The sequence below is a fragment of the Rhodococcus sp. EPR-147 genome, assembly GCF_001647185.1.
GTDB lineage: Bacteria > Actinomycetota > Actinomycetes > Mycobacteriales > Mycobacteriaceae > Rhodococcoides.
The window spans coordinates 1-21,932 of the sequence record NZ_LVCU01000116.1; the positions used below are offsets into that span (position 1 = coordinate 1).

The following is a 21,932-nucleotide window of genomic DNA, read 5'->3' on the forward strand; positions in this document are numbered from 1 at the left end:
TGCGTCCGGCATATCCCGCATTGAGCAGGGCGGTCACCTCGAGCGATTCCGTCGAGCCGTCGGGCAGCGTGAACGTGAGCATCAGTAAGGACCCTCTCCTCGTAAATTTTCTGTTTCCAATACGCCGAAAGCCTTGCGCATACGTCTTGTATACAGCAAGTATGGAGCACGTACAACGGATAGAGTGATCCCAGGCACACGAAGGAGTCGTCATGACCGAACCTGTTTCGGTGGATAGAAAGGGCCTGGCCAAGGCCTTCGCGGCCAGCCTGACCGGAACGGCATTGGAGTGGTACGACTTCGCCGTCTACTCGGCCGCCGCGGCGCTGGTGTTCCCTCTGGTCTTCTTCCCGGACAGCGATCCGCTGACCGGGACACTGCTGGCCTTTTCCACCTACGCCGTCGGGTACGTCGCCCGACCGGTCGGTGGATTCGTCTTCGGGCGCCTCGGCGATGTCATCGGCCGCAAGCAACTACTCGTCATCACGCTGATGCTGATCGGCGTCACCACGTTCGCCATCGGCCTGATCCCCGGATACGACACGATCGGCATCGCAGCCCCGATCATCCTCGTCACCATGAGGTTCTGCCAGGGTGTTGCCGTCGGCGGAGAGTGGGGCGGCGCGGTTCTGCTTTCCAGCGAATACGGCGATCCACGCAAGCGCGGCTTCTGGTCGTCCGCCGCGCAGATCGGACCACCGGCAGGCAACCTGCTCGCCAACGGCGCACTCGCGATACTGACTCTGTCACTGACCGACCAGCAGTTCGAGTCCTGGGGATGGCGAGTGGCGTTCCTCTTCTCGGCCGTACTCGTCGGATTCGGTCTGTGGATCCGCTTGAAGCTCGAGGACACCCCGGTGTTCAAGGCGCTGCAGGAAAGCGGCGATCGATCGGAAGCCCCGATCAGCGAGGTGTTCAAGACCGAACTGCGGCCACTGGTGGCGGGCATCATGTCCCGCGTCGCACCGGACGTCATCTACGCGCTGTTCACCGTCTTCTCCATCACCTACGGCACGCAGAAGTTGGGCTTCGAACGCAGCGAGGTGCTGACCGCCATTCTGGTCGGATCGGCGTGTCAGCTCGGTCTGATCCCGCTCGCCGGAGCGGTGTCCGACCGCATCAATCGGCGCCTCGTCTACGGAATCGCAGCGGTGGGCGGCGTTGCCTGGAGCGCGATCTTCTTCCTCGTCATCGGCGGCGGATCCCTGCCGCTGCTGATCCTGGGTGTCGTTGTGGGACTGGCGTTCCACTCGTTCATGTACGGACCGCAGGCTGCGTTCGTCACCGAACAGTTCAGCGTCCGACTGCGGTCCACCGGCAGCTCGTTGGCGTACACGATCGCCGGCGTGTTCGGTGGCGCAATGGCACCGCTGATCTTCGTCTACCTGCTGGACAGAACGGACAGCTGGGTGCCGATCGCGGGATACATCGTGATCGTCGGTGCCGTGACACTCGTCGGTCTCGCACTCGGTCGCAACCCCGACCCCACCGAGGACGAGCACTACGTGCTGCTGGGCCAGGAGCGCGAAAAGGCTACGCGCGCAGCAGAGTCTGAAGTGTGACCTCGAGGTGAGCGTCGATCTTCGCGTGCACCAGGTCCTCGTCGCCCGCACCGAGTGCGTCGATGATGGCCTGGTGCTCGGCGCACACCCGGTGCTGACGGTTCGCCGCGGTGAACAACGCGCTCAACCCGACCCGAAGTTGGCGAGCCCGCAGTCCGGCGTACGTGCGCGAGAGCAGATCGCTTCCCGCCGAATCGATCAAACTCTGATGGAATGTGCCGTCCCAGTCGATGAACTGCTTGGGTGCATCTGCGTCGTCGGAGTTCATCAGCAGTTCCTGCTGCGTCAACGCGTGCCGCATCTGCGTGATCGGCGCGTCACCGGCTCGCAGCGCACGGGTGGCCGCGTGCCGCTCGAGAACTCCGCGCAGATCCATCAGTTCGGCGATCTGGCGTCCGGACATCGCCGGCACGTGCGCGCCCCGCTTGGGCACCATCTCGACCAGCCCCTCGGACTGCAACATCAGCAACGCTTCACGAACCGGGGTACGGGATACTCCGATCTGCGTCGCGAGTTCCTGCTCGTTCAGAAAAGTGCCGGTGGCGGCCGGTGAGGACAACACCTGATCGCGCACGTACTGGTACGCCTTCTCCCTCCCCGACAGCGGCTGCATACGATATGTATACCTGTCTTCCTCCGACGAAACCAGGAGTCACACCGTGAGCTCGTCCATCCGCATCAGCCTCGCCCAGATCACCAGCGGCCAACAGCCCGCCGAGAACCTCGAACTCATCGCCACCCACACCCGCGCCGCAGCGCATGCGGGATCGGATCTCGTCGTGTTTCCGGAGGCGACGATGCGATGCTTCGGCGGACCCATCCGAAAGTTCGCGCAACCCCTGGACGGTGAATGGGCGAACGCGGTGCGCGCCATAGCGTCCGACGCTGGCATCACCGTCGTCGCCGGAATGTTCACCCCAGCCGCGGACGACAGGGTCACGAACACATTGCTCGTCACCGGACCCGGTATCGACGCGAGCTACGACAAGATCCACCTGTTCGATGCGTTCGGATTCGCCGAATCCGACACCGTCGCACCGGGTTCGGAGCCTCTCGTGGTGGACATCGCCGGCGTTCGGGTCGGCTTCGCCACCTGTTATGACATTCGATTCCCGGCACTGTTCCAGAAACTCGGTGATCTCGGCGCGGAAGTCGTCGTCGTCCCGGCGTCGTGGGGATCGGGCGACGGCAAAGTGGAGCAGTGGACCCTGCTCGCGCGGGCACGTGCCCTGGACTCGACCACGTTCATCGCGGCCTGCGACCAAGCCGAACCCGCTGCCGCCGAGGGCAATGCACCGTTGGGCGTGGGACACAGCATCGTCTGCTCCCCCACCGGCGAGATCCTCGGGCAACTCGACGCGACGCCCGGCATGCTGACGATCGACATCCACACCGAACTCGTCGACGCCGTGCGTGCAAACCTGCCGGTATTGAAAAATCGCGTCACCTTCGTGTGACCGATCCTGCTCGGTGCAGGTTCGGCCTTTCGTGAGACCTGGCGCGGGAACGCGGTTTCGAGTCACCTCCGCCGTGAAAACGTGGTGTGATGTCGCTTGTCGAATCGGAGAAGTGACGGGGCACTTCCATCGTTTCAGAAGGAGACGACGATGGTGCAGGTCAACCGACGGGATGCCTTACGACTTGGCTTGAGCGCAGCGATGCTGGGAGGGTTGACTTCCACGACGGCGTGCTCGAGCAACGAGGCCGAGAGCACCGTCGCCGGTACGAATGAATCGCCTGCACCCCGTCGCGTACTCGTTCTGGGTGCAGGCATGTCGGGTCTGACGGCCGCACTGGCCTTGCACCGGCGCGGTCACGAGGTGACGGTTCTCGAGGCTCAGGACCGAATCCATGGTCGCCTCATCTCCGTCGAATACGAGAACGGCCAGTTCACCGAGGGCGGTGGAGGGCATTTCCGACTGAACATGCCGTTGGTCACCGGCTACGTGAGCACCCTGAAGCTCCCCATCGTCGCGATGAACGACGGCGCTCCCGAATATCTGATAGATGGCTTGCGCGGCAACAACACTCAGCTCGATCGTCGACCCTGGGATCTACTCGAGTCCGAACGTACCGTCGAACTGAGTTCCATGCTCACCAGCTACTTCGTGCCCCTCGGCGCAGATTTCACCACCGTCATCGACCCGGAGTGGCCCGATGCGGCCGCCGCCGACAAGTTCGACGGATTCACCGTTCGTGAACTGCTCGCCGACGCTGGTGCATCGGACGATTTCGCCAAACTCGTCGCAGCCCAGGCCGGCGGTTTCACACTGGAAGTCAGCGTTCTCGGTTTGCTTCCCGACTTCGCCTACCATTTCGGCGACCGCAACTTGTACCGCGTGCAGGGTGGAAACGAGCGGATACCGCGCGCCCTCGCCGAAAGGCTCCCCCAAGACCGCATCCACATGGGCTCTCGGGTGGTGGTGATCGACCAGAGCGGTTCGGACGTCGTGGTGACCACAGCGGACGGTCGCGAATGGACCGGGGACGAGGTCATTTCGACGATCCCCTTCACGGTCCTGAAGGATGTCGACATCCGACCGGCGTTGCCCGATCGAGCCCGTCAGGTGGTCGACGGCATGGTGTGGAGCGACATAGTCAAGGTGTATCTGCAGACCTCGAAACCGACGTGGCTCGATTCCGGTGTGCGAGGTTGGCCCGTGGCAGCTTCCGACCGGCCGTGGGAACGACTCATCGACATCACCGGCAACGAGCCGGGCGGGCGCGGGAACGCGTTCTTCTACCTTTCCGGTGCCAACGCAACTGCCTATCTCGCGCAGCCGAAAGAAACCCGGGCACGAGATCTCGTGAACACCTTCAACGCCGACATGTCCGGAATGATCGAGGACGTCGTGGAAATCGGCGAATTCTCCTGGCCCGATCAACCCTGGATCAAGGCCGCCTTCGGCGATACGCCTCTGGACGGCGGCTGGATGCTGGACGAGATGAAAAAGCCTGTGGACCGGCTGCACTGGGCCGGCGACTTCACCACGTTCAAGTCGGGCTGGGTCGAGGGTGCGATCGAGGCGGGCCTACGCGCCGCACGCCACATCGACCCCATGGCACCGGCCGAACACGAGGTCGTCTGAACGAGACACGAGCCCCCATCCGCGATGACATACCCACTCTTTCTCTCGAACAAGGACTTTCGACGATGAATCGACCACCACTTCCGGCGCGCCACGATGGATCCACGCCGAAGTACGCCGCCTGCGGCGAGAAGTCATGACCGGAAGCACGCTTCCCGATACCGGTCACAATTCCTGGAGGCGAGGCCGACCGACGTGGGCGGCGTTGGACGCAGAGCCGTTGATCTACGGCACCGTGATCATCATGACCGTCATGGTCGTCGGGGCGGACGATACGGACGTCGATTTCGGTGACGCGACAGGAATGGTCCTCGGGCCGATGGTCGCGACTGCCGTCGCGCACCTGTTCTCGTCGTGGTTGGGGTACGTGAACAGCCACCACCGCATGCCCGACGGTGCCGACAGACGTCATCTGCTCTGGCACTCAGCGCATTTCCTGCTGCTGACGGTGGTGCCGCTCATCATCATCGGGCTCGGACGTGTGAGCGGTCTGTGGTCGGCCTACGGCGCACTCGACACCATTTCCGATCTCGCATTCCTGTTCCTGCTCGTCCTCGGAGCCGCCAGCGGCTGGCATGCGAGCAAGAGAAGATGGCGTGGGGCAATCCTCGGAGGCCTGGTTGCCATCGTCGTCGGTTTGATCGTCACAGTTCTCAAGGTCGTACTCGAGCATTGACAACCGAGGAAGAGGATCCGATCATGGTTCTCCGCTCCGCCACTGCGCCCCGCCGCCGCTGGGCCACAATGGCTTTTGCAGTCGCATTCGTGCTGACGGCGTGTTCATCACCTCAGGAAGGGTTCACCGAGATGGACCCAGGCTCGGGCACACTCGTGGCCTCGTCCGGCTTCGACGTCCGACGGGACGGCTTCTCCTTCCCCAACTGGGGACCGCCGACAGCGGAGCATGGCCTAGGGCTAACACCGGCCTCGATGCAATCACTGTTCGGGGATGCGGTGTGCACTCCGGGAACCGAGCGCGACCGATGCGTTCTCTCGCCGATGGGACGGGTGACCTCGGAGGTGTTCGAGAACGGAATGAACGGTGGTCACTGCTTCGGAATGGCCGCGGTCGCAGGGTTGGCCTACCGCAACTCGATCGACACCTCGTCCTTCGTCGCCCCCGGAGCAACACTGTTCGATGCACGTCCCTCCCCAGCGACCGATGCCGTGATCGCGCGCTACTTCAACACCCAGGAGGTCGAACCGACGGCCGACTCCGAGATGTCCGCACCTGTGGACGAGGTGATCGATCGACTCACGACCGCGCGGGCCGAAGGGCAGGACCATCTACTCGCGTTCTACACCGAGGACGGAACGTCCGGCCACGCCGTGACACCGATCGCGATACGCGATCTGGGCGACAGCACACGCGGAATTGTCATCTACGACAACAACTATCCCGGCGTCGAGAAGATGATCGTCACCGATACGGCCGCCGATACGTGGTACTACACCACCTCGGCAGACCCCGCCGACGACAGCTACCTGTTCTCCGGTACCCCGGACAATCAGCTGAAGTTGTTTCCGCTGGCCGAGATGACCGGCGTTCATCAGTGCCCCTCCTGCACGGAGGTCGGTGCGCAGGACCAGGACTACCTGGTGCTGGTCACCGACAACACCAACGATCCGGTCGATCTGACCGATGTCGAATGGAGCTTGTCGGTGTCCGACAGTGACCGGGTGCGACGGTCCGCGTTAATCAACAACGACAACACAGCGTTGCTGGAGGCCTCGATCGACACACCGATGCGGCTGACGCTCTCCGACGTCGCGGACAACGAGCGCGATGCCGCGATCGACATCTCCATCCTGTCCGACGGTTGGGTGGTTCGATCGACCTCCCTTCGCCTGCCTGCGGGCGCGTCGATCGTCGCCGAGATCAGCCCTACCGAGCGATCGATGACGCTCACGACCGACACCCCCACCACGAGTGATTACACCGCCGCCACCGAGGATGCTCGGGGATCGCGGTCTGCATTCGTCAGCACCATCGACCTACCCGTCGGCGGCGAGCTCGTGGTCGGCCCGACGGATACCGATACGTTGCGCCTCACCGACGGTGCAGGACAGGTGCTGCGCGAGGTAGCGATGACCTGACCACGAACTCGAAGTTGTGGAGTCCATGACGTCGAGTTCGCAGTTGTGCAGACGAAAACGGCCATTTCACCTACGTAACCGCGAACTCGAGGCACACACGACAACGCCGCCGGCTCCCCAAGGGAGCCGGCGGCGTTGTTGTGCAGCGAGATCTAGCGGGAGCTGACGTCCTGGTAGTCGCGCTCGGTGTAGCCGGTGTAGATCGGGCGCGGACGGCCGATCTTGCCGGTCGTGTCCTCGTTCTGCTCGCGCCAGTGCGCGATCCAGCCCGGGAGACGGCCCATCGCGAACAGCACCGTGAACATGCGCGGCGGGAAGCCCATCGCGCGGTAGATCAAGCCGGTGTAGAAGTCCACGTTGGGGTACAGCTTGCGCTCGACGAAGTAGTCGTCGGTCAGCGCGGTCTCCTCGAGCTTGAGCGCAATTTCGAGCAATTCGTCGCCGTTGCCGAGCTTGCCGAGGATCGTGTGCGCGGTCTCCTTGACCAGCGTCGCGCGCGGGTCGAAGTTCTTGTACACACGGTGTCCGAAGCCCATGAGCTTGACGCCGTCTTCCTTGTTCTTGACGCGACGCAGGAAGTCCGTTGCGTCGCCGCCCTCGGCCTTGATCTTGTCCAGCATCTCGAGCACGGCCTGGTTGGCTCCGCCGTGCAGCGGGCCCCACAGCGCGTTGATGCCGCCGGAGATCGAGGTGAACAAGTTGGCCTGCGAGGATCCGACGAGACGCACCGTCGACGTCGAGCAGTTCTGCTCGTGGTCGGCATGCAGGATGAGCAGCATGTCCAGTGCCTTGACGATCTCGGGATCGACCTCGTACGGCTCGGCCGGGAAGCCGAACGTCAGGCGCAGGAAGTTCTCGACCAGGCTCTTGGAGTTGTCCGGGTACAGGAACGGCTGACCGACGGACTTCTTGTAGGCGTACGCCGCGATGGTCGGCAGCTTGGCCAGCAAGCGGATGGTCGAGAGCTCGACCTGCTCCGGGTCGTTCGGGTCGAGCGAATCCTGGTAGTACGCCGACAGCGCGTTGACGGCACTCGACAGCACCGGCATCGGGTGCGCGTTACGCGGGAAACCGTCGAAGAACCGCTTGAGGTCCTCGTGCAGCAGAGTGTGCCGACGGATCTTGTCGGTGAACTTCTCGAGCTGATCCTCGGACGGCAGCTCACCGTAGATCAGCAGGTAGCTGACCTCGATGAACGAAGACTTGCCCGCGAGCTGTTCGATCGGGTAACCGCGGTAGCGCAGGATGCCTGCGTCACCGTCGATGTAGGTGATGGCCGACTTGGTCGACGCGGTGTTGACGAACCCGCCGTCCAACGTCGTGCAGCCGGTGGTGGCCAGCAACTTCCCCAGCTCGATGCCGTTGTTGCCCTCGGAGGCCTCGGCAATCGACATGGAGTATTCGCCACCGGGATAGGTGAGGGTGGCTTTGGCATCATTCTCAGCGGGCACGAATGGTCCCTCTCGAACTCGTGTAACGGACACGTACTTGAAGCGGACAGTTCTAACGTCGATAGTGAAACTAGTCTCTCGACGCCTCGGACGCCCAGGGAGGGTCGGCACCGGGTCGAGAAACCGTGATCGCCGCTGCTTTCGCGGCGAACTCGAGCGCTTCTCGCCAATCTTCCTTGCTCATCTCTTTCACCGCGTTCGATGTGATAATGGTCTCCTTCTGCAGAAAGCTCAGCAGAGCTCCGTGCACGGTGTCACCAGCGCCGATCGTGTCCACGACGTCGACCGCGACACCAGGGACCGTGATTTCCTCGGATGCGGTGAAGACCGAGATGCCGTCGCCACCGCGGGTCATGACCACCGCGGTGACCCCTGCCGCGAGCCAGTCGTCGACGGTGGTCCCCTGCGTTCCGAGCCCCAACCAGAACGAGTCGTCCTCGGACACCTTGAGAATGTCGATGCTGGGCAGCCACGAACGGAAGCGGTCGCGAAACCCGTCGGCGGTGATGTCTCCGCTGGTGCTGTCGATGGCAGCGGGCCGGATGTTCGGATCGAGCATCGTGAGCTTGCCCGCCGCCCGGGCCCGGTGCAGCAGGCCCGCGTACATCGACGCGCCGGGCTCGTACAGCAGCGACAGTGTGCCGAACGAGAGCACGCTGATCTCGTCGGGCAGATCGCCGGGATCGGCGACGAGACGGTCGGCTGTGCCGTCGGCGTAGAACGAGTACTCGGCACTGCCGTCCTCGGCGAGCGTGGTCATCGCCAACGTCGTCGGTTCGTCGCCGCGCTGCACCCACGTGGTGTCCACTCCCGCGTCGCGCAGGCTCGCCAGGATCTGCTCCCCGAACGGGTCGCGGGAGATCCGCGAGAGATACGCGACGGGCGAACCCAGTCGACCGATCGCGACGGCGACATTGAACGGCCCGCCGCCGAGTTTGGGCGAAAGCAGCGGGCCCTCGTGCACCGGAACCAGGTCGACCAACGCCTCGCCGCACACCAGAATGGTCACTTCTCGTACCTCATTCCCCAGGTGCCCGACCAGGATTGCCCCGGATCCAGCACGATCAGATCGATCTCGGAATTCAACGCATCGGGTGGGCAGGTCATCGGCTCGATCGCCAAGGCCCGCCCTCGATCGGGATAGGCCTGATCGTTGGCGGGATCGGCGGTGAACACCTGCACCCACCCGAAGCTGCTGTCGGTCCACAGCACCGTCGCGGTGCCGTCAGGACCGCGAAGAACATGGCTCGCTCGGCCGTCGGCCTCGGGTAGCGACGCGCTGTACGGGGTGTCGAGCTGCACGCCCTGCAGCGTCCGCGGCTGCCGGAAGTCGTACTCGGTATCGGCAGTCGGCACCGAATTGCCCACGGGCAGATTGCGCACCGAGTCGAGCGGCAGCCGCGTGCCGGCCGAGAGCTCGAGCGTGCACTCGTCGAGCGGCACGTCTCCCACCCTGACGAACGTGTGAAAACCCATCCCGTACGGCGCCGGTGAATCACCGGTGTTCTTCGCCGACGCGGTGACGGTGAGACCGTCCGCCGACAGCTCGTGCGCCACGGTCACCGTCACCGAGAACGGCCAGCCCTGATGTGTCCCGACGTCCACGCTCTGCTCGACGCGAGAGTCGCTGTGCTCGTTCAGGGTCCATTCCACCCGCCGGACGAAACCGTGACTGGCGTTGTTGCGCGAAGGCTCGCTGATCTCCATCCGATGCTCGACGCCTTCGAACGTGAACGTGCCGTCGGCCGTTCGATTGGGCCACGGGGCCAACACCAGTCCCGCCGACAGCGGCGGCTTCGAACCCGCCTCCCAGGTCTCGGTGAGCGGTGCGCCGTCGTATTCGAGCACCCGCAGACCCGCTCCGACGGCAGCGATGTCTGCCCGATACTTACCGCTCGTCAACGAGTAGGTCTGTGCGTCAGCCATGAGTGCCATTCTTTACCACCGCACCCACTCGGTACCGGATGAATGCCGGAAGAGCCAACGCGGCGATCGAGACACCGATGACGACCAGCACGCCGCCGCCCGCCGCGGCGGCCGCCGTCCCCACCGACGCCGCTGCGGCCCCGTGCAGGACGTCGCCGACGCGCGGACCTCCGGCAACCACGACGATGAAGACACCCTGTAGCCGGCCACGCATCTCGTCGGTGGCGACCTGCTGCAGCATCGTGCTGCGGAAGGCCGCCGAGATCATGTCGGCTCCGCCGCCGAGGGCGAGGAACGCCAACGCGAACCACAGGGCGACGGTGGTGGCCCCGTCGGTGGCCGCGCCGACGGCCAGACCGAAGCCGATCATCGCCACGCCCCACACGACGATGCAGATCAGCACCGCCAGGCCCTGCCTGCGCACTCGTGGCAGCCAGCCGGAGAACACTCCACCCACCACCGCGCCCGCGGACATCGCTGCGAACAGCATGCCCAGCACCGGACCGCCCGACGCCGGGTCGCCGAAGCTCTCGTGTGCGATCTGCGGAAAGAGCGCGCGGGGCATACCGAACACCATCGCGATGATGTCGACGACGAACGAGGCCAGCAGCACCTTCTGCGTCGCGAGGTAGGCGAAACCGTCGAACACCGAGCGCAATCCGGCTCGCTGACCCGACTTCGCCGGTGGAATCCCCGGCAGCCGGATCACTGCCCACAGTGTGGCGAACAGTGCGATGGTGTCGATCAGGTAGAGGGTCTCGAGCCCGATGTAGTAGATGAGGATGCCTGCGCTGAGCGGTCCGGCGATAGCGCCGAAGTTCATCACCGTCATGTTCAGTGAATTCGCGGCGGGCAGCTGCTCGGCGGGCAGGATTCGCGGGAGGATCGCGCTGCGCGTCGGTTGATTCACCGCGAAGAAGGCCTGCTGAACGGCCAACAGCACCAAGATGATCCACACGTTGTTCAGGTCGAGGAACGCCTGCAACCAGAACAGGGCGGAGGTACCGATCAGACCGCAGGTGGTGATCATCAACAGCGTGCGGCGGTCCATCACATCGGCCAGCGCTCCGCCCCACAGACCGAACACGATCAGCGGCACCAGCGCGAAGACACCGGTGAGACCCACGTACGCCGAACTCAGCGTGATCTGGAAAACCTGTTGTGGCACAGCGACGATGGACAGCTGCGCCCCGATGACGGTGACGATGTTCGCCAACCACAGCCGCTTGTAGGCGGGGGTCTTCAGCGGAGTCGTATCGGCAAGAATGCCGCGCAATCCGCTCACGGCTGCAGACGCTCGATCACACCGCTTGCCACCGTCAGGCGAATTCGGTTGTGCATGCGGCTCGTTCGGCCCTGCCAGAATTCGACCGTCTCAGGTTCGACGCGAAAACCGCCCCAGTTCGGCGGAACCGGCACCTCGATGCCGTCGAACGTCGCGGTGACCTCGGCCAGTCGCGCAGCCAGATCCTCCCGCGAGCCGATGGGCCGCGACTGCTCGGACGCCCATGCCCCCAGCTGGGAGCCGCGGGGTCGAGTGCGCCAATAGGTTTCGGTCGTCTCGGCGTCGACCCTCGCCACCGGGCCGCGCACGGTGAGCTGGCGGGCAATTCCGATCCACGGGAACGTGATCGACGCATACGGCGTCACGGTGAGTGCACGGCCCTTGTCGGAGTCGTAGTTGGTGTAGAACACCACCCCGTCCGCGTCGAAGTCCTTGCACAACACCGTGCGGGTGGCGGGTCTACCCGCCTCGTCGACCGTCCCCAACACGATGGCGTTGGGCTCGGGCAGATTCGCCGCTATCGCGTCGGACAACCACTGCTGCGCCAGCGCACACCACCCGTCCGCCAGAGCATCGACGTCGAGGTCCTCGGGCTCTCCGTAGTCCACCCGCATGTTCGCCAGGCGCTGTTCATCTGCAGACACAAGCCCAGACGCTACTCCCGCGTAGATCCCGGCTATGGTTCTGACGAAGTACGCCCGGATGCGGCGCAGAGCCGGGTGCAGTTGCGACGAGGGAGTCCACAGGCCATGGCTGTTCAACGAGTTCCCGAGGATTTCGTCTCCGGCCTCGAAGGTGTCGTCGCGTTCACCTCCGACATCGCCGAGCCCGACAAGGACGGTGGCGCACTGCGGTATCGCGGCGTCGACATCGAAGAACTCGTCGCACAGAACGTGACCTTCGGTGACGTCTGGGCCCTGCTCGTCGACGGCGAGTTCGGTCGAGGACTTCCACCGGCCGAACCGTTTCCCCTGCCGATCCACACCGGCGACGTCCGCGTCGACGTCCAAGCCGGACTGGCGATGCTCGCGCCCATCTGGGGCTACCAGCCGCTGCTCGACATCGACGACTCCACCGCCCGCGACAACCTCGCCCGCGCCTCGGTGATGGCCCTGTCCTACGTCGCTCAGTCCGCTCGCGGCATCTACCAGCCCGCTGTACCGCAGAGCCGCATCGATCAGGCCGCCACCGTGACCGAACGCTTCATGGTCCGCTGGAAGGGCGAACCGGATCCCGCCCACGTCGCCGCCATCGACGCGTACTGGGTCTCGGCCGCCGAACACGGCATGAACGCCTCGACGTTCACCGCACGTGTCATCGCCTCCACGGGAGCCGACGTCGCCGCCTGCCTCTCGGGTGCCATCGGTGCAATGTCCGGTCCCCTGCACGGCGGCGCGCCCGCTCGCGTCCTGCCGATGATCGAGGAGGTCGAGAGAACCGGTGACGCACGCGCTCTCATCACCGGCATCCTGGACCGCAAAGAGAAGCTCATGGGCTTCGGACACCGCGTCTACCGCGCCGAGGACCCCCGCGCCCGCGTGCTGCGCGCCACCGCAAAGAGGCTGAACGCACCCCGCTACGAGGTCGCCGCCGCGCTCGAGCAGGCGGCACTGACCGAACTGCGCGAGCGCCGCCCCGACCGCGCCATCGAAACCAACGTCGAGTTCTGGGCCGCGGTGATCCTCGACTTCGCCGAGGTGCCGGCGCACATGATGCCCGCCATGTTCACCTGTGGCCGTACCGCGGGCTGGTGCGCGCACATCCTGGAGCAGAAGCGCCTGGGCAAGCTCGTCCGACCGGCTGCCCTCTACACCGGCCCCGAACCCCGCAGGCCCGAGTCCGTCGACGGCTGGGACCTGATCCGGTAGTCGACGGTGTCATGACACCCGACTAGCCTGTGGATGCCATATTCCATCGACGCTAGGACGCGCTACTCCATGGCCGATTTGCCGATCATTCCCGCCGATCTCCTGCCCGCCGACGGACGCTTCGGTTGCGGCCCGTCCAAGGTTCGCCCCGAGCAGCTGCAGTCCCTGGTCGACGTCGGCGCTTCCGTGTTCGGCACCAGCCACCGTCAGAAGCCCGTCAAGGACGTCGTCGGACGCGTGCGCAGTGGCCTGAAGGATCTGTTCTCGCTGCCCGAGGGCTACGAGGTCGTCCTCGGCAACGGTGGCACCACCGCGTTCTGGGACGCTGCTGCCTTCGGCCTCATTCGCGAGAAGTCGCTGCACCTGACCAACGGCGAGTTCAGCTCGAAGTTCGCGTCGGTGGCCAAGAACAATCCGTTCATCGGTGATCCCATCGTCGTCAAGGCCGAGCCGGGCAGCGCGCCCGAGCCCACCTCCGACCCGTCCGTCGACCTCATCGGTTGGGCGCACAACGAGACCTCGACGGGCGTGGCCATCCCGGTCAGCCGTCCGGCCGGCTCCGAGAACGCCCTCATCGCGATCGACGCCACCTCCGGTGCCGGCGGTCTGCCGGTGAACGTCGCCGACTCGGACGTCTACTACTTCGCGCCGCAGAAGTGCTTCGCCGCCGACGGTGGCCTGTGGGTGGCGCTGATGAGCCCGGCCGCACTCGAGCGCGTCAGCGAGATCGCTGCCACGGATCGATGGGTCCCGGACTTCCTGTCGCTGCCGATCGCCGTCGACAACAGCAGCAAGAACCAGACGTACAACACCCCGGCCGTGGCGACACTGCTGATGTTCGCGGACCAGATCGAGTGGCTCAACGCGCAGGGTGGCCTCGATTGGGCCACCAAGCGCACCGCCGATTCGTCCTCACGTCTGTACGACTGGGCCGAGAAGAGCGAATTCGCGACGCCGTTCGTGACGAACCCGGATCACCGCAGCCAGGTCGTCGGCACCATCGACTTCGACGAGAACGTCGACGCAGCCCAGGTTGCGAAGATCCTGCGCGCAAACGGCGTCGTCGACACCGAGCCGTACCGCAAGCTCGGCCGCAACCAGCTGCGCGTCGGCATGTTCCCGGCCATCGAGCCGGACGACATCACCGCACTGACCAAGAGCATCGACTGGGTCGTGTCGACTCTGAGTTGATCAGCAGGGCAGGAGTGGAGCCTGCGGAACGACCATTCCCAGCAAGCTCACAGCTACGGCGCTCCCTTCGCGGCCTATACTTGCTATCAAGTAAGCAAGCGTAACGACCTCGGAGGGAGCGCTCGTATGTACCGGCTCCTGACATTCGCGCTGCGCATTCGCGTGACCCTGCTGTACATCGCTCTCGCGGTGGCGGGCACCGTCGCACTGGGCCGGATCGGCCCGCACGATCGCTGGCACGTGCTGCACGCGGCGAGCACCAATCTGCACAATCTGGGCGACGGCCACCTCGCCACCCTCGTCACGAGCGTCTTTCTCACCGAAGGACGGGTGAACTGGTTGTGGTTGGCCGCGGTTGCACTGCTGTTCGCCGTCGCCGAATGGATCTCCGGTTGGCGACGCTTCCTCGTCACCTTCAGCGCGGGACACATCGGTGCGACGGTACTGGTGGCCGTCGGCCTGCTCATCGGCATTCACATTGACTGGCTCGCGGACTCACTGGCGATGGCCGTCGACGTCGGTGTCAGTTACGCAGCAGCAGCGGTAGCGGGGTCGATGATCAGGTACCTGCCGATGCCGTGGTGTGCGGGCTGGGCCGCACTGTGGATCGGCGTCGTCACGATCAGTGGGGTATCGGACCCGACCTTCACTTCCGTCGGGCACGCGATTGCCCTGAGCATCGGCTTCGGCCTGGGCGCACTGTACCGCCGCGTCGATGCATCGACGTTGTCCCACAGGACAATTGACGCAACATCGACCGAATGGGTGCAACCGAGCCCACAGCTGTCTACCCTCTGATAGGGAAACGATGGTCGGCAGAAGCGATGCGTGTCGGACACCCGCCGAATACGGCAGGTGAACTAGGCTCGAATTCGACGGTATCGCGAGCCGGCGCGATGAGGAGGTCAAGGTGCGAGACTTACGTGTGGTGGGTCTCGAGACCGACGGAAAGTTCGTCGTGTGCGCAGATCCCAAGACCGGCGACAGATTCCGGCTTCCAGCCGACGACAAGCTCCGCGCGGCCTCACGCGGCGACATCGCTCGACTAGGACAGATTGAGATCGAAATGGACAGCTTGCTTCGGCCCAAGGAAATTCAGGCCCGTATCCGCAGCGGAGCGACCATCGAACAGGTTGCCGCCGACTCCGGAATGGCCATCAGTCGCGTCGAGGTGTTCGCTCACCCGGTGTTGCTCGAACGCTCGCAGGCCGCGTCGATGGCTCAGGCCGGTCATCCGCTGCGCCACGACGGCCCGGCCGTGCAGACCCTGCTCGAGATCGTCACCCTCGCTTTCCGCGCTCGCGGCCACAATCTCGACGACGCGGCGTGGGACGCCTGGCGCGACGAGGACAACAAGTGGGTCGCGCAGCTCAAGTGGCAGGCGGGCCGCACCACCAACAAGGCGCACTGGCAGTTCCTTCCCGACGGCCACGGCGGCACCATCAGCCCGCTCGACGACACTGCTCACGAGCTGATCGATCCGGACTTCGGACGCCAACTGCGCGGTCTGGCACCGGTGCGCGCACTGACGTCCGCCGAGGACTCCGACGACGAGACCTCGCAGCAGAGCTTCGACGAGTACTACGGCACCACCGCCGACAGCGAGATCGACGCCGAGACCATCGAGGTCGAGGTGGACGATGCGCCCTCTCCCGAGCCCGAACAGCCGCGCGAGACCGTGACCAGGGAGCCCAGGCCCGCACCCAAGCCTGCAGCCGGTCACACCAGCGGCAAGGACAAGCGCGGCAAGCCGGCCATGCCGTCGTGGGAGGACGTCCTGCTCGGCGTTCGCAGCAGCGGTCACAACTGAGTTCTGCTGTGACCGATGTGCCGCGCGGTGACGAACCGCCGACGCTCACACCGTAGGCTTCCCAGGAAGTAACGGAGAGAGAGGTGCCGGTAGTGGGGGCCAAAGCATCAACCATCTGGTACGTGGACGCACCGGATCCGATTTCTGTACTCCGAGAGGCCACCACCTCGGATTGGAACGCTGCGACCGCACTCGTCGGACGTCTGTACCCCCACCTGACGGCAGTGCCCCTCGGACCGGGCCCGATATCGACCTCGGCAGGCGTGGACGACGATCACGTCTTCATCGGTTGCTACCCCGGCGTCACCGTGGTGTGCGGATCCAATCTCGCGGTGCCCACACCGTCGACACTTCCCGAATCATTCACTCGCCCGCTGGCGTCCGAGCACACCTACCTCGTCGCCTCGGATCCCCAACACGCCTGGGGTGCGTTCGCGTACTGGGAACGCGGTGAATTCCGCCGATCCTTCAGTGCCACTCCGGTGTACATCTACGAGGACGCAGGCCTGCCATTGGTGTGGGAGCGATCGTTCTGGGCCGGTGAGCATCCGCTGATCTATCCGCCCGGAGTGATGCCGGATCCGCAGTCGCTGCCGTTCCACCCTCAGGAATTCGCCGAGGCAGCCAACGCCGAGTGGCTCGGGTTCCGCTACACCGGCGCACCACACGCGGACGAATTCGATCCGAACACCCTGCCGGTCTGCGGCTTCACGATGTACGTCCCGGGGCAGGAACCACCGCCACCGAACCAGCAGAACCGAAGCTCCAACGGCCGCGGCGCACAGGAACCGATGCCCGACGCCCCCGACGAGCAGGCACCGCGACCGAAGAAGCGTTGGTTCTCGCGCAAATAGTGGCCCGGGTGGGCACCGTTGCACGCAATCACCGCTGATCGACGGGATTCCGCCGATTGTCGCCGGTAGTGCGCAACTGTGCCCGCTGTCGGAGACCGACTGAGCAGACGACTGCTAGAACGCCAGCGCCGCCAGTGCCACGAAGCTCAGCATGGAACCGATACCGGCTCCGTACACGGCCCAGCGCCACACCGGTATCGCGAGCCATCGCATGACCGTCGGTGCCGCACCCGCGACGACGATGATGTTCAGACCGATCGCGAGGAGCGGATGAATTCTGGCCAGTTCCAGACCGAAGGTCGTCAGTGCCACCCCGACGAGCGCCGCCGAGATCACGGCAATCGGGATTCCGGTCCAGCGGACGTCCGGGTCGTGGTCGGTCACGTCAGGCGCACACGCTCGTAGAACCCCATCGCCGCGGCCGTCGCAACATTGAGTGAGTCGGTGCCGGGAGCCATCGGAATGCGCGCGCGAATGTCCGTGGCGCGCATGGCATGTTCGGTCAGACCCGGCCCCTCCGCGCCGAGCAACAACGCCACCTTCTCCCCCGTCATCGCCGCCGCCAGCGACACCGCAGTCGGATTGGGCGTGAGCGAAATCAGCTGAAAGCCATGCGCGCGAACGCGATCGAGGCCGCGCGGCCACTCGGGCACCTTGGCGAACGGCACCCGCAGCACATGCCCCATCGATACCCGCACCGACCGTCGATAGAGCGGATCCGTGCACGCGGCCCCGAACAACACGGCATCCACGCCGAGGCCCGCCGCGTTACGGAACATCGACCCGAGATTCTCGTGATCGTTGACGCCCTCGAGAATCGCCACCGTCTTCGCGTCGGCCAACACCTCGTCGAGATCGAGGGCAGGCGGCCTGTTCGCCGCCGCCAACACACCACGATTGAGATGGAATCCGACGACCTCGGCCATCACCTCCGCGGACGTCCGATAGAACGGGACGTCGGAATCCGCCAGATCGTCGCGCAACGAGTCGAGCCGTCGATCCACGCCCAGCAGGCTGATCATCGGGAAGCGCGAGGTCAGCAGTCGCTGCGCAACCAACACACCCTCCGCGATCACCAATCCTTTGCCCTCGGGCAGGTCGGGCCGCCGATCCGACGAGTTGAGATCGCGAAAATCGTCCAGCCGGGGGTCGGAGGGGTCGTCGACATCGATTACATGAACCACCCGCTCATCTTGTCACCCGGCATTTCTGACGGTCCGTCGGCGAAGGCCTGGTTCTGTATGGAAAAGTAAAGAGCGATGACTACCGACGAATCGATCACCATCCGCACCGCCACCGACGACGACTGGGATGCCGTCGCGCTGCTCGACGCCCACGCCTTCGGCGAGCACCAGAACGCCGAGGACCTGGCCGAGACGCAGATCCTGACCCAGTCCGAGCACGTGTACCTGGCGTGGGACGGCGAGACCCCGGTGGGTGTGGCCATGCACTTCCCGATGTCGGTCACCGTTCCCGGTGGTGCGCAGGTCGAGGCGTCCGGAGTCTCCTGGGTGTCGGTCGCGCCGACGCATCGTCGACGCGGCATCCTGCGATCGATGTTCACCCAGCAGCACCGCGCTCTGAACGACGCCGGGGCACCACTGTCGCTGCTCACCGCCAGCGAGGCGACGATCTACGGACGCTTCGGCTACGGGCCGATAACCGAGGAGATCAGCGTCTCGATCGACCGTCGATTCGCGCAGTTCCGCAAGGATGCTCCCCCGGCGACCGGTGTGCGGCTGATCGAATCGGCCGAGGCCACCGAACTGCTCCCCGACATCTACCACCGCTGGCAGCAGCAGACCGCAGGCGCGCAGCCCAAGCCGCCGATCCGCTGGGAGCGGTTCTTCGCCGACCGAGAGAACCGACGCGGCGGACTGACGGCTCTGTTCTTCATCGTCCATCCCGACGGTTACGTCGCCTACCGACGCGGACGCAACCCCAGCCGGGTGGTGGTACAGGAATTCATCGCGGTGACCGATGCCGCCTACGCCGCGCTGTGGCAGATCCTCGTCGGGGTCGACCTGGTCGACACCATCGAGGTGCAACAGTCACGAGACGAAGCCCTGCCGTTCCTGCTGACCAACAACCGACTGCCGAAGGTCACCGGACACCACGACGCACTGTGGGGCCGCATCATGCACGTCGAGTCAGCGCTCGAGGCACGCACCTACGCTCTCGACACCTCGTTGATCATCGCTGTGCGAGATCCCTTCCTCGATGCGGGCGGTACCTATTCGCTCACCGTGACCGACGGCCGAGCCACCTGCACCCGGGTGGAATCCGAACCGGACATCGAACTCGACATCGATGTGCTCGCGAGCATCTACTTCGGCACCCATCGCGCCCGCTTGTTCGCCGCGGCCAACCGCCTCACCGCACGCAACGACGCGTCACTGCACGCATTGGACCTGACGTTCGGAACCGCGCGCCCGGCCGTCATGGGTTGGGGTTTCTAGACCTACCTGTTCGGCGCATCGAGTGCGGTGGCCGAGCCGCCGTGCATCCAGAGCGCCGCGCCCAGGGTCACCGAAAGCAGCACCGTCACGTAGGCGATGAACTCGACACTGCCGCCACCGCTGGTGGCGTGATAGATCAGCGGTGCCGTACCTCCGAAGAGGGAGTTCGCCACGGCGTAACCGAAGCCGACGCCCAGCGCACGAATGTGCGCTGGGAACACTTCGGCCTTGGCGATGCCGTTCACCGACAGGTAGCACGTGAGGACGACAAACGCGCACACCAGGATGACGAAGACCGCCGGCGGGGACGTCACCCGGGTGGTGGCCAGCACCAGCGCTCCGGTCGCCGGTATCCCCAGTGCTCCGAATGCGACGAGCAGCGGCTTTCTTCCGATGCGGTCGCTCAGTGCACCGCCGACCGGCTGCAGCACCATCAACACCACGAAAGCAGCGAACACGAGACCGGTCGCAACGAGCTCTCCTCTGGCACCGTCCGCTGCGAAGAACGTCTCGCGAACGACTGAGGGGACCGTGACGGTGTAGGTGTAGAACGCGGCACTCCCGCCTGCGGTCAACAAGAACACCCAGACGAGCGGACGCCAGTGATCGCGACACAGCGCCTTCATCGTGGCGTCACGGTCCGCTCGTGGTGCTCCCGCTTCACGGGGCGCACGATCGAGTCCGCGAGCCCACCACAACGAGGCGACGCCTGCCGCGCCTCCCGCGGCGAAGGCGAGGCGAAAGCCCCATTCGGAGATTGCCGCGCGGTCCGTGCTCGCGAGGAGTACGAGCAGACATGCCTGCGCGAGCACGAGGCCGCCGACGATGGTCGCGGCCTGGAACGAGGCGAAGAATCCGCGATGCCCTCGCGTGCCCGATTCGGAGAGCAGCACCGTCGCCGCGGCATATTCGCCGCCGGTTGCGATGCCCTGGACGATGCTCACGACGGCGAGGATCACCGCGGCCCAGGCCCCGATCGCGTGGACGGTGGGAGTCAGTGCCAGAGCGACCGATCCGGCCGACATGAGCGTGACCGCAGCGACGAGCGCGAACTGTCGGCCTCGCACGTCCGCGAGCCTGCCGAACAGCCACGAACCGAGCGGGCGCACGACGAAGGTCAATGCGAAGAGTCCGTAGACGTACACGAGTGAATTGGTCGAAGCCGGATCGAAGAACTCGGTCCGAAAGTACGGCGCGAACGTCGCATAGAGGTACAGGTTGAACCACTGCACCAGGTTCGGTACCGAACCCGCCAGAATGACGCGAACCTGCGTACGACGGTCGGGGCTCACCGGCTCGGTGCGATTCACGTGCTGAAAATACCCGAACTCCCGGCATACCGGGCGCTGTCGAGAGCACATGACTTTTGTCATGGCCGGACCGTGACGGTGTCACTGCAGATGATGATGCGCTGCACTGTTTTCGGTGATCACGGCCCAGCAGACTCGTAGTCATGAAGCAACCAGACGAAGGAAACCTGTTCACCGATCTGATGGAGCTCGGGCCGGCTCCGACGATGGCACGTGAGATCGTCGTCATCGTCATCAGCATCGCGATTGTCGCGGTGCTGTTCGCAATCGTCGGTACGTCGCTCCCGGCGTTCGTCGCTCTCGGCGTCATCGTCGCCTTCATGGGCGTGCGGTTCGTCATCGGACTCCGCCACTGGGAGAAGCAATCATGACCATCATCGAAGTCAGTGGCATGACTCGCCGCTACGGTTCGGGCAAGAACGCTTTCGAGGCCGTGAAGGCGCTCGATCTGAAGGTCGCAGAGGGCGAACTGTTCGGCCTACTGGGTACCAACGGTGCCGGCAAGACGTCCACTCTCGAAGTGATTCAGGGACTTTCACGGCCGAGCGAGGGCACGGTGCGGATTCTGGGAATGGATCCGGTGTCCGACCGCCGCAAGGTCCGACCGTCGCTGGGCATCATGCTGCAGAAGGGCGGACTGCCCCAGGATCTGACCACCGCGGAGAGCCTGCGCATGTGGGCGGGCACGTGCAGCAATCCGCTGCCGACGGACGAGGTGCTGGGGCGCGTCGACCTGGCCGACCGCGCCGATACCCGGGTCAAGTTTCTCTCCGGCGGAGAGCAGCGCAGGCTGGATCTGGCGTGCGCCATCATCAGCCGCCCACGAGTGCTGTTCCTGGACGAACCGACCACCGGACTCGATCCCGAAAGTCGCCGCAACACATGGCATCTGATCCAGGAGCTGAAGAACTCCGGCGTGACGATCATGCTGACGACGCACTACCTGGACGAGGCCGAGTCGCTGTGCGACCGGCTGGCGATCATGCACCGCGGCGCAGTCGTTCGCAGCGGAACGGTCGACGAGGTGGTC

At 65.0% G+C, this 21,932-nt stretch carries 22 protein-coding genes; 13 read left to right on the top strand and 9 right to left on the bottom strand.

Annotation, left to right across the window (positions count from 1 at the left end; all coding sequences use genetic code 11):
- Nucleotides 1-212: 212 nt before the first annotated feature.
- Nucleotides 213-1,562 (top strand): MFS transporter, encoded by a 1,350-nt coding sequence (locus A2J02_RS05460; RefSeq protein ID WP_068047780.1) that lies wholly within the window; start codon nucleotides 213-215, stop codon nucleotides 1,560-1,562.
- Here A2J02_RS05460 and A2J02_RS05465 read toward each other — a convergent pair.
- Complete coding sequence (locus A2J02_RS05465) at nucleotides 1,534-2,175, bottom strand: GntR family transcriptional regulator (RefSeq protein ID WP_068047784.1); 642 nt, start codon at nucleotides 2,173-2,175, stop codon at nucleotides 1,534-1,536. The two genes, A2J02_RS05460 and A2J02_RS05465, sit on opposite strands and share 29 nt — an antisense overlap.
- Nucleotides 2,176-2,233: 58 nt before the next feature.
- Here A2J02_RS05465 and A2J02_RS05470 point away from each other — a divergent pair, with 58 nt between their 5' ends.
- From A2J02_RS05470 to A2J02_RS05485, 4 genes are all read left to right on the top strand, one after another.
- Nucleotides 2,234-3,019: a carbon-nitrogen hydrolase family protein gene (locus A2J02_RS05470; protein ID WP_197477947.1), complete on the top strand. Its 786-nt coding sequence runs from the start codon at nucleotides 2,234-2,236 to the stop codon at nucleotides 3,017-3,019.
- 213 nt (nucleotides 3,020-3,232) lie between these two features.
- A complete protein-coding gene (locus A2J02_RS05475; protein WP_197477946.1) occupies nucleotides 3,233-4,651 on the top strand; it encodes a flavin monoamine oxidase family protein in 1,419 nt (472 codons plus the stop codon).
- Between the two features lie 136 nt (nucleotides 4,652-4,787).
- Entirely contained in the window at nucleotides 4,788-5,327 is a 540-nt protein-coding gene (locus A2J02_RS05480) for a hypothetical protein (RefSeq protein ID WP_068047790.1), read from the top strand.
- Between the two features lie 23 nt (nucleotides 5,328-5,350).
- Nucleotides 5,351-6,748 (top strand): hypothetical protein, encoded by a 1,398-nt coding sequence (locus A2J02_RS05485; RefSeq protein ID WP_156516106.1) that lies wholly within the window; start codon nucleotides 5,351-5,353, stop codon nucleotides 6,746-6,748.
- A gap of 152 nt (nucleotides 6,749-6,900) precedes the next feature.
- Here A2J02_RS05485 and A2J02_RS05490 read toward each other — a convergent pair whose 3' ends face one another.
- The 5 genes from A2J02_RS05490 to pdxH all read right to left on the bottom strand — a co-directional run bounded on the left by A2J02_RS05490 (nucleotide 6,901) and on the right by pdxH (nucleotide 12,024).
- Nucleotides 6,901-8,199 (bottom strand): citrate synthase, encoded by a 1,299-nt coding sequence (locus tag A2J02_RS05490; protein ID WP_082899483.1) that lies wholly within the window; start codon nucleotides 8,197-8,199, stop codon nucleotides 6,901-6,903.
- A gap of 70 nt (nucleotides 8,200-8,269) precedes the next feature.
- Nucleotides 8,270-9,208, bottom strand: coding sequence for a carbohydrate kinase family protein (locus A2J02_RS05495; RefSeq protein WP_068047796.1), 939 nt, complete (start codon nucleotides 9,206-9,208; stop codon nucleotides 8,270-8,272).
- Nucleotides 9,205-10,134 carry an aldose 1-epimerase family protein gene (locus A2J02_RS05500; RefSeq protein ID WP_068047799.1) on the bottom strand — a complete coding sequence of 310 codons (930 nt, stop codon included), beginning with the start codon at nucleotides 10,132-10,134 and terminating at the stop codon, nucleotides 9,205-9,207. Before A2J02_RS05500 ends, A2J02_RS05495 begins: the two co-directional genes overlap by 4 nt.
- Nucleotides 10,118-11,410, bottom strand: a complete 1,293-nt coding sequence (locus tag A2J02_RS05505; protein WP_082898834.1) for an MFS transporter — start codon at nucleotides 11,408-11,410, stop codon at nucleotides 10,118-10,120. The genes A2J02_RS05500 and A2J02_RS05505 overlap by 17 nt, the downstream gene beginning before the upstream one ends.
- Nucleotides 11,407-12,024, bottom strand: a complete 618-nt coding sequence (pdxH, locus tag A2J02_RS05510; protein WP_068047802.1) for a pyridoxamine 5'-phosphate oxidase — start codon at nucleotides 12,022-12,024, stop codon at nucleotides 11,407-11,409. Before pdxH ends, A2J02_RS05505 begins: the two co-directional genes overlap by 4 nt.
- A gap of 135 nt (nucleotides 12,025-12,159) precedes the next feature.
- On the opposite strand from pdxH, the gene A2J02_RS05515 reads away from it, so the two are divergent.
- The 5 genes from A2J02_RS05515 to A2J02_RS05535 all read left to right on the top strand — a co-directional run bounded on the left by A2J02_RS05515 (nucleotide 12,160) and on the right by A2J02_RS05535 (nucleotide 17,133).
- A complete protein-coding gene (locus tag A2J02_RS05515) occupies nucleotides 12,160-13,278 on the top strand; it encodes a citrate synthase 2 (protein WP_068047805.1) in 1,119 nt (372 codons plus the stop codon).
- A gap of 69 nt (nucleotides 13,279-13,347) precedes the next feature.
- Complete coding sequence (gene serC, locus A2J02_RS05520; RefSeq protein WP_068047808.1) at nucleotides 13,348-14,469, top strand: phosphoserine transaminase; 1,122 nt, start codon at nucleotides 13,348-13,350, stop codon at nucleotides 14,467-14,469.
- Between the two features lie 126 nt (nucleotides 14,470-14,595).
- Nucleotides 14,596-15,267: a rhomboid-like protein gene (locus A2J02_RS05525; protein WP_068047811.1), complete on the top strand. Its 672-nt coding sequence runs from the start codon at nucleotides 14,596-14,598 to the stop codon at nucleotides 15,265-15,267.
- Nucleotides 15,268-15,379: 112 nt separating this feature from the next.
- Entirely contained in the window at nucleotides 15,380-16,279 is a 900-nt protein-coding gene (sepH, locus tag A2J02_RS05530) for a septation protein SepH (protein WP_068047814.1), read from the top strand.
- An 83-nt stretch (nucleotides 16,280-16,362) separates the two neighbouring features.
- Nucleotides 16,363-17,133 carry a DUF6928 family protein gene (locus A2J02_RS05535; protein WP_442971449.1) on the top strand — a complete coding sequence of 257 codons (771 nt, stop codon included), beginning with the start codon at nucleotides 16,363-16,365 and terminating at the stop codon, nucleotides 17,131-17,133.
- A gap of 114 nt (nucleotides 17,134-17,247) precedes the next feature.
- On the opposite strand, the gene A2J02_RS05540 is transcribed toward A2J02_RS05535, so the two are convergent.
- Together A2J02_RS05540 and A2J02_RS05545 are read right to left on the bottom strand one after the other, a co-directional pair.
- Nucleotides 17,248-17,517 (bottom strand): DUF2537 domain-containing protein, encoded by a 270-nt coding sequence (locus A2J02_RS05540; protein ID WP_068047820.1) that lies wholly within the window; start codon nucleotides 17,515-17,517, stop codon nucleotides 17,248-17,250.
- Nucleotides 17,514-18,317 carry a TrmH family RNA methyltransferase gene (locus A2J02_RS05545; protein WP_068047823.1) on the bottom strand — a complete coding sequence of 268 codons (804 nt, stop codon included), beginning with the start codon at nucleotides 18,315-18,317 and terminating at the stop codon, nucleotides 17,514-17,516. The genes A2J02_RS05540 and A2J02_RS05545 overlap by 4 nt, the downstream gene beginning before the upstream one ends.
- A 75-nt stretch (nucleotides 18,318-18,392) precedes the next feature.
- On the opposite strand from A2J02_RS05545, the gene A2J02_RS05550 reads away from it, so the two are divergent.
- Nucleotides 18,393-19,592: a GNAT family N-acetyltransferase gene (locus A2J02_RS05550; RefSeq protein ID WP_068047825.1), complete on the top strand. Its 1,200-nt coding sequence runs from the start codon at nucleotides 18,393-18,395 to the stop codon at nucleotides 19,590-19,592.
- A gap of 2 nt (nucleotides 19,593-19,594) precedes the next feature.
- On the opposite strand, the gene A2J02_RS05555 is transcribed toward A2J02_RS05550, so the two are convergent.
- Nucleotides 19,595-20,902 carry an MFS transporter gene (locus A2J02_RS05555; RefSeq protein WP_179276434.1) on the bottom strand — a complete coding sequence of 436 codons (1,308 nt, stop codon included), beginning with the start codon at nucleotides 20,900-20,902 and terminating at the stop codon, nucleotides 19,595-19,597.
- A gap of 143 nt (nucleotides 20,903-21,045) precedes the next feature.
- On the opposite strand from A2J02_RS05555, the gene A2J02_RS05560 reads away from it, so the two are divergent.
- Both A2J02_RS05560 and A2J02_RS05565 read left to right on the top strand, forming a co-directional pair.
- Complete coding sequence (locus A2J02_RS05560; protein ID WP_176460371.1) at nucleotides 21,046-21,273, top strand: hypothetical protein; 228 nt, start codon at nucleotides 21,046-21,048, stop codon at nucleotides 21,271-21,273.
- The coding region (locus tag A2J02_RS05565) for an ABC transporter ATP-binding protein (protein ID WP_068047830.1) at nucleotides 21,270-21,932 on the top strand (663 nt) is incomplete at its 3' end. The genes A2J02_RS05560 and A2J02_RS05565, both read left to right, overlap by 4 nt.